The organism is Jiella sonneratiae (assembly GCF_017353515.1).
Classification (GTDB): domain Bacteria; phylum Pseudomonadota; class Alphaproteobacteria; order Rhizobiales; family Rhizobiaceae; genus Jiella; species Jiella sonneratiae.
This window is the reverse complement of record NZ_JAFMPY010000054.1, coordinates 1-3,835: the sequence shown is the minus strand read 5'-3', so window position 1 is coordinate 3,835 and position 3,835 is coordinate 1. Positions and strand designations below refer to the sequence as shown.

Below are 3,835 nucleotides of genomic sequence, written 5' to 3'. Positions count from 1 at the left end.
GCGCACGCCGTCCTCGTCATAGACGGCGCCGGCTGGCACGGTTCCGCGGCACTGCGGGTTCCGGACAACATCACCATCGTCATCCTGCCGCCCTACGCACCCGAGCTCAATCCCGTCGAGAACATCTGGGCCTATCTGCGCGCAAACAAGCTCGCCATCAGTGTCTTCGACAGCTACGACGACATCGTCGATCGCTGCTGCGAGGCCTGGAACTTCTTCGCAAACGATCCTGACCGCATCCGATCGATCGCTGATCGGCAATACGCACAAGCGGTCAGAGCTTAGGGCCGTTGGTATAAGCCATAGTTTCAATAATCCTACAGTTTCTTGAGTATTGCAATACTCATAATTTGAGATAGTGGCGATGTGGCATTCCCGATTGCAGGTAAGCCGTTCGCAGGTTCAAAGTCTCTGGAACCTATCACATCAGACTCGGCATTGCTTTCTGACAACGAATTATTGTGGACTGCTATCAATGCGTTTTCCAAATCGGCAACGATGAAATAATGTCTTAATTCCATCGATTTTTGATCGAGGATTTGTATTAGATGAACACTTGGACCAACTTCACGAAGGATTCCAGTTCCAATCACGATTTCACGCTCATTACCGAACTTTTCGCCGCTCTCCACCATAAGGTTGCTTATAGGCTCGGTAAATTCGATGGCATCAAATATGAGGGGGCCATTCTCTTGACTGTTAACTTCAAACAAAATCTTTCGGCGTTTTTGTGCGCTTCGGCCGTTATCGCTATGGACGACGCGCCAATATCCACGCCATTTCCGAATATATCGCTCATCAAGGTTGCGACTTGGAATACGCGTCATGTCATTGCGGGGAGCTAACCTATCAAAATCAATATTTTTTATCTGATTATGCATTTGTAGCCATTTCACGGACCAATCCAGCTTGGCTTCGGTAAGCATGGATATTTGCGCTGCAAATCGGCGTAGCGCCTCGCCCTCGATCATCCCGTATTGCTTGTAGTCGTATAAAGCTCCGCCGACTTCTTCAGTCATCATACGCTGCGCAATCCGGCTCCAGGATATCGGTTTGCCATTCACTAGCGTGTTCTCACGATAGAGCAACAGGCGGGATCGGATGAACGTAAGTTGGTACGCGCTATAATGCCTGAACGCCATTTTATGAACCGACGAGGAATGCGCGAGGAACTGCCGCGCAAAACTAGATTATGATTCTCCTGACCGCAACGAACAGATGAAGTGCGCAGAGCTCGCTCGGCGCATATAGGATTTATTTCCTTGATTGTTCTTGTATTGTTCTATATACTTGCTCTCCGTGGCAGATAAGCGAAAGGAGGCAGGCCATGACGACTGAAGATGAATTGGCTCTCGCCGCGCGCGATGCCGCCAAAGCGGACGAAACGCCTGTCCGGTCGCTTGATCTCGACGTCGACGCTTACATGAGCGAACTCGATGATTTCGACATGACCGACGCGCAAAAGCGCGAGCTTTTGCAGACTCTGTGGTCGATCATGCGCGGCTTTGTCGATCTCGGCTTTGAGGTCGATGTCTGTTCCGTCGTGTTCGGCGAAGATTATTTGCTTCCCGAAGACGATTCTGCGGGCGTAGACTCGTCCCACCCCAACAAACCGGAGACGCGATAGCCGCACCGTTTATTGCTTTACGAGGAGACCCGCCATGCCCGTTACCGAGAACCATTTTGCCGTCATCTACTGCCGGGTGTCCAGCATCAAGCAGACCACGGCAGGCGACGGCCTGCGCAGCCAGGAGACCAGGTGCCGCGAGTTCGCGCGGATGCGGGGATATGAAATTCTGCAGGTCTTCACCGATGATGTTTCGGGGTCGAAGACCGAGCGGCCCGGCATGGCGGCCATGCTGCTTTATCTCTCAAGCCGCGTCGGCGAGCGGACCGTGGTTATCATCGATGACATCTCGCGCCTCGCCCGCAGTGTTGACGCGCATTCGCAGCTGCGCGCGATGATCGTGGCGGCAGGCGGTATTCTTCAATCACCCTCTATCGAATTCAGCGATGACCCCGACTCGGTCATGATCGAATATTTGCTGGCCACGGTCGCCCAGCATGCGCGGCAGAAGAATGGCCAGCAGACCAAGAACCGGATGCGGGCGCGCCTGCAGAACGGCTATCATGTGTTTCAGGCCCCCGTCGGCTATCGCTATGAGCGGGTTTCGGGGCGTGGCAAGATGCTCAAACGGGATGAGCCGGTGGCGTCCGTCATCATCGAAGCGCTCGAAGGCTATGCCTCGGGCCGTTTCGAGATACAGGCCGATGTGCGGCGCTTCCTCCAGAAGAGTCCATTCTTCCCCAAGCCGGCGGCAGGCCATGTGACGAACGAGCGCGTGGCCGTTATGCTCAAGCAGCCTGTCTATGCTGGATATATCGAAGCACCGGAATGGGGCGTGAGCCTGCGTCCTGGACAGCACGAGGGGCTGATCTCCTTTGAGACCTACAAGCAGATTCAGGACCGCCTCAACGGCGTGAACCGGCTACCGAAGCGCCGCAACCTCAATGAAGATTTCCCGCTGCGCGGCTTCGTCCTCTGCTGCGACTGCGATACGCCGCTGACCGCCTCCTGGTCGAAGGGCTCGCATGCGCGCTACCCGTACTACCTCTGCCGCAAGCGAGGATGTCCAAGCTACGGGAAGTCGATACGTCGCGATGAGCTGGAAGCCGAGTTCGAGACGCTGCTGCAGTCGGTCCAGCCGACCGAGCGGCTGTTTAAGGTAGCGACCAGCATGTTCCGGCAGCTGTGGGACCATCGCCTGGAGCAAGCCGAGAATCACGCCAAGGCGCTCGGCGCGCAGCTGCTGAAGATCGAGAAGCAGATCGGGCAGTTTCTCGACCGCATCGTCTCGTCGGATGTGCCGAGCGTCATCAACGCCTATGAGCGCAAGGTGAAGGCGCTTGAAGAAGACAAGATCGTCATCAACGAGAAGCGGGCAAACGGCGCAAAACCCGCGAGCAGCTTCGACGGTGCAGTTAGAACGGCCCTCGGCTTCCTCGCAAACCCTTGGAATATATGGGCGGGAGGACGTCTTGAGGACCGCCGGACAGTGCTGAAACTGGCCTTCACGGACCGGCTTCGCTACGACCGTAAGAAAGGATTTAGAACGGCAGAAATGAGTTTGCCGTTCAAGGTGTTAAAGCGATTATGCGGTGCTGAAGAAGGGATGGCGCACCCGACAGGATTCGAACCTGTGACCTTCGGCTTCGGAGGCCGACACTCTATCCAGCTGAGCTACGGGTGCATCGATATTTAGATAGTGGCCGAGATCGAACAGGGTCAATCCCGAATTCGCTGATCGCATTGACGGCAAACAGGGTGGACCTTCGCTTCACCGATTCATGCCGTTTGCGCTCTACAACCTCCTTCAGTTTGCTTCCGTGGTGCTTCCGCGACCTCAAAAGCGGTTTTCGTGCCTTCGCCGAGCTTCGCCAATCGCTTGGTTTTCCTCGACTTTTTTGGCTCCCATCAACAACATGCTTGACTTACCACTGCCTTCGGAGGGCGACACTCTATCCAGCTGAGCTACGGGTGCTGACCGGTCGCCGGCTTCGACTGCGGTTCTCCTAAACCATCTGCCCGGCCGGAACAAGCCTTGTCCTTGGCTTGCAACGGGTGAGACGGTCGCAGGCGTTCCAGAGCTATGGCTGATTTTGGGTGACGGGTCCGATCAGGCGGCGCGTTGATCGGCGTCTGGGCTGACCGCGACGCCGTCGGTGAATGTGACGCCCGCAATGACCATCGGCAAGCGATTTTCGCCTTTCAGCTTCCGCCAAGTTTTTGAAGCGGCCATGACGAGCTTGAAGACCATGAGCTCGGCGGTCTTGT

3 protein-coding genes, 1 tRNA gene and 2 pseudogenes are annotated in these 3,835 nt (G+C 55.8%); 3 read left to right on the top strand and 3 right to left on the bottom strand.

From position 1 onward, the window contains the following. Positions 1–285, top strand: a 285-nt coding sequence (locus J1C47_RS23290; protein WP_207353195.1) for a transposase, incomplete at its 5' end; no start/stop codon positions are given. A 32-nt stretch (positions 286–317) separates the two neighbouring features. Here J1C47_RS23290 and J1C47_RS23285 read toward each other — a convergent pair. Beyond that, the gene (locus tag J1C47_RS23285; protein WP_207353194.1) at positions 318–1,022 is read right to left on the bottom strand and encodes a hypothetical protein; all 705 of its coding nucleotides are present in this window, start codon (positions 1,020–1,022) and stop codon (positions 318–320) included. A 305-nt stretch (positions 1,023–1,327) separates the two neighbouring features. Here J1C47_RS23285 and J1C47_RS23280 point away from each other — a divergent pair, with 305 nt between their 5' ends. Together J1C47_RS23280 and J1C47_RS24270 are read left to right on the top strand one after the other, a co-directional pair. Beyond that, positions 1,328–1,627 (top strand): hypothetical protein, encoded by a 300-nt coding sequence (locus J1C47_RS23280; protein ID WP_207353193.1) that lies wholly within the window; start codon positions 1,328–1,330, stop codon positions 1,625–1,627. Between the two features lie 34 nt (positions 1,628–1,661). Further along, positions 1,662–2,681, top strand: a pseudogene (locus tag J1C47_RS24270) (recombinase family protein); the annotation flags it as partial. A 493-nt stretch (positions 2,682–3,174) separates the two neighbouring features. On the opposite strand, the gene J1C47_RS23270 reads toward J1C47_RS24270, so the two are convergent. Both J1C47_RS23270 and J1C47_RS23265 read right to left on the bottom strand, forming a co-directional pair. After that, a tRNA-Arg gene (locus J1C47_RS23270) sits at positions 3,175–3,251 on the bottom strand. A gap of 426 nt (positions 3,252–3,677) precedes the next feature. Beyond that, positions 3,678–3,835 (bottom strand): annotated as a pseudogene (locus J1C47_RS23265) (IS256 family transposase); the annotation flags it as partial.

Coding starts and splice junctions, on each gene's coding strand:
- J1C47_RS23285 (WP_207353194.1), bottom strand. CDS start 1,022: ATGATGACTGAAGAAGTCGGCGGAGCTTTATACGACTACAAGCAATAC.
- J1C47_RS23280 (WP_207353193.1), top strand. CDS start 1,328: ATGACGACTGAAGATGAATTGGCTCTCGCCGCGCGCGATGCCGCCAAA.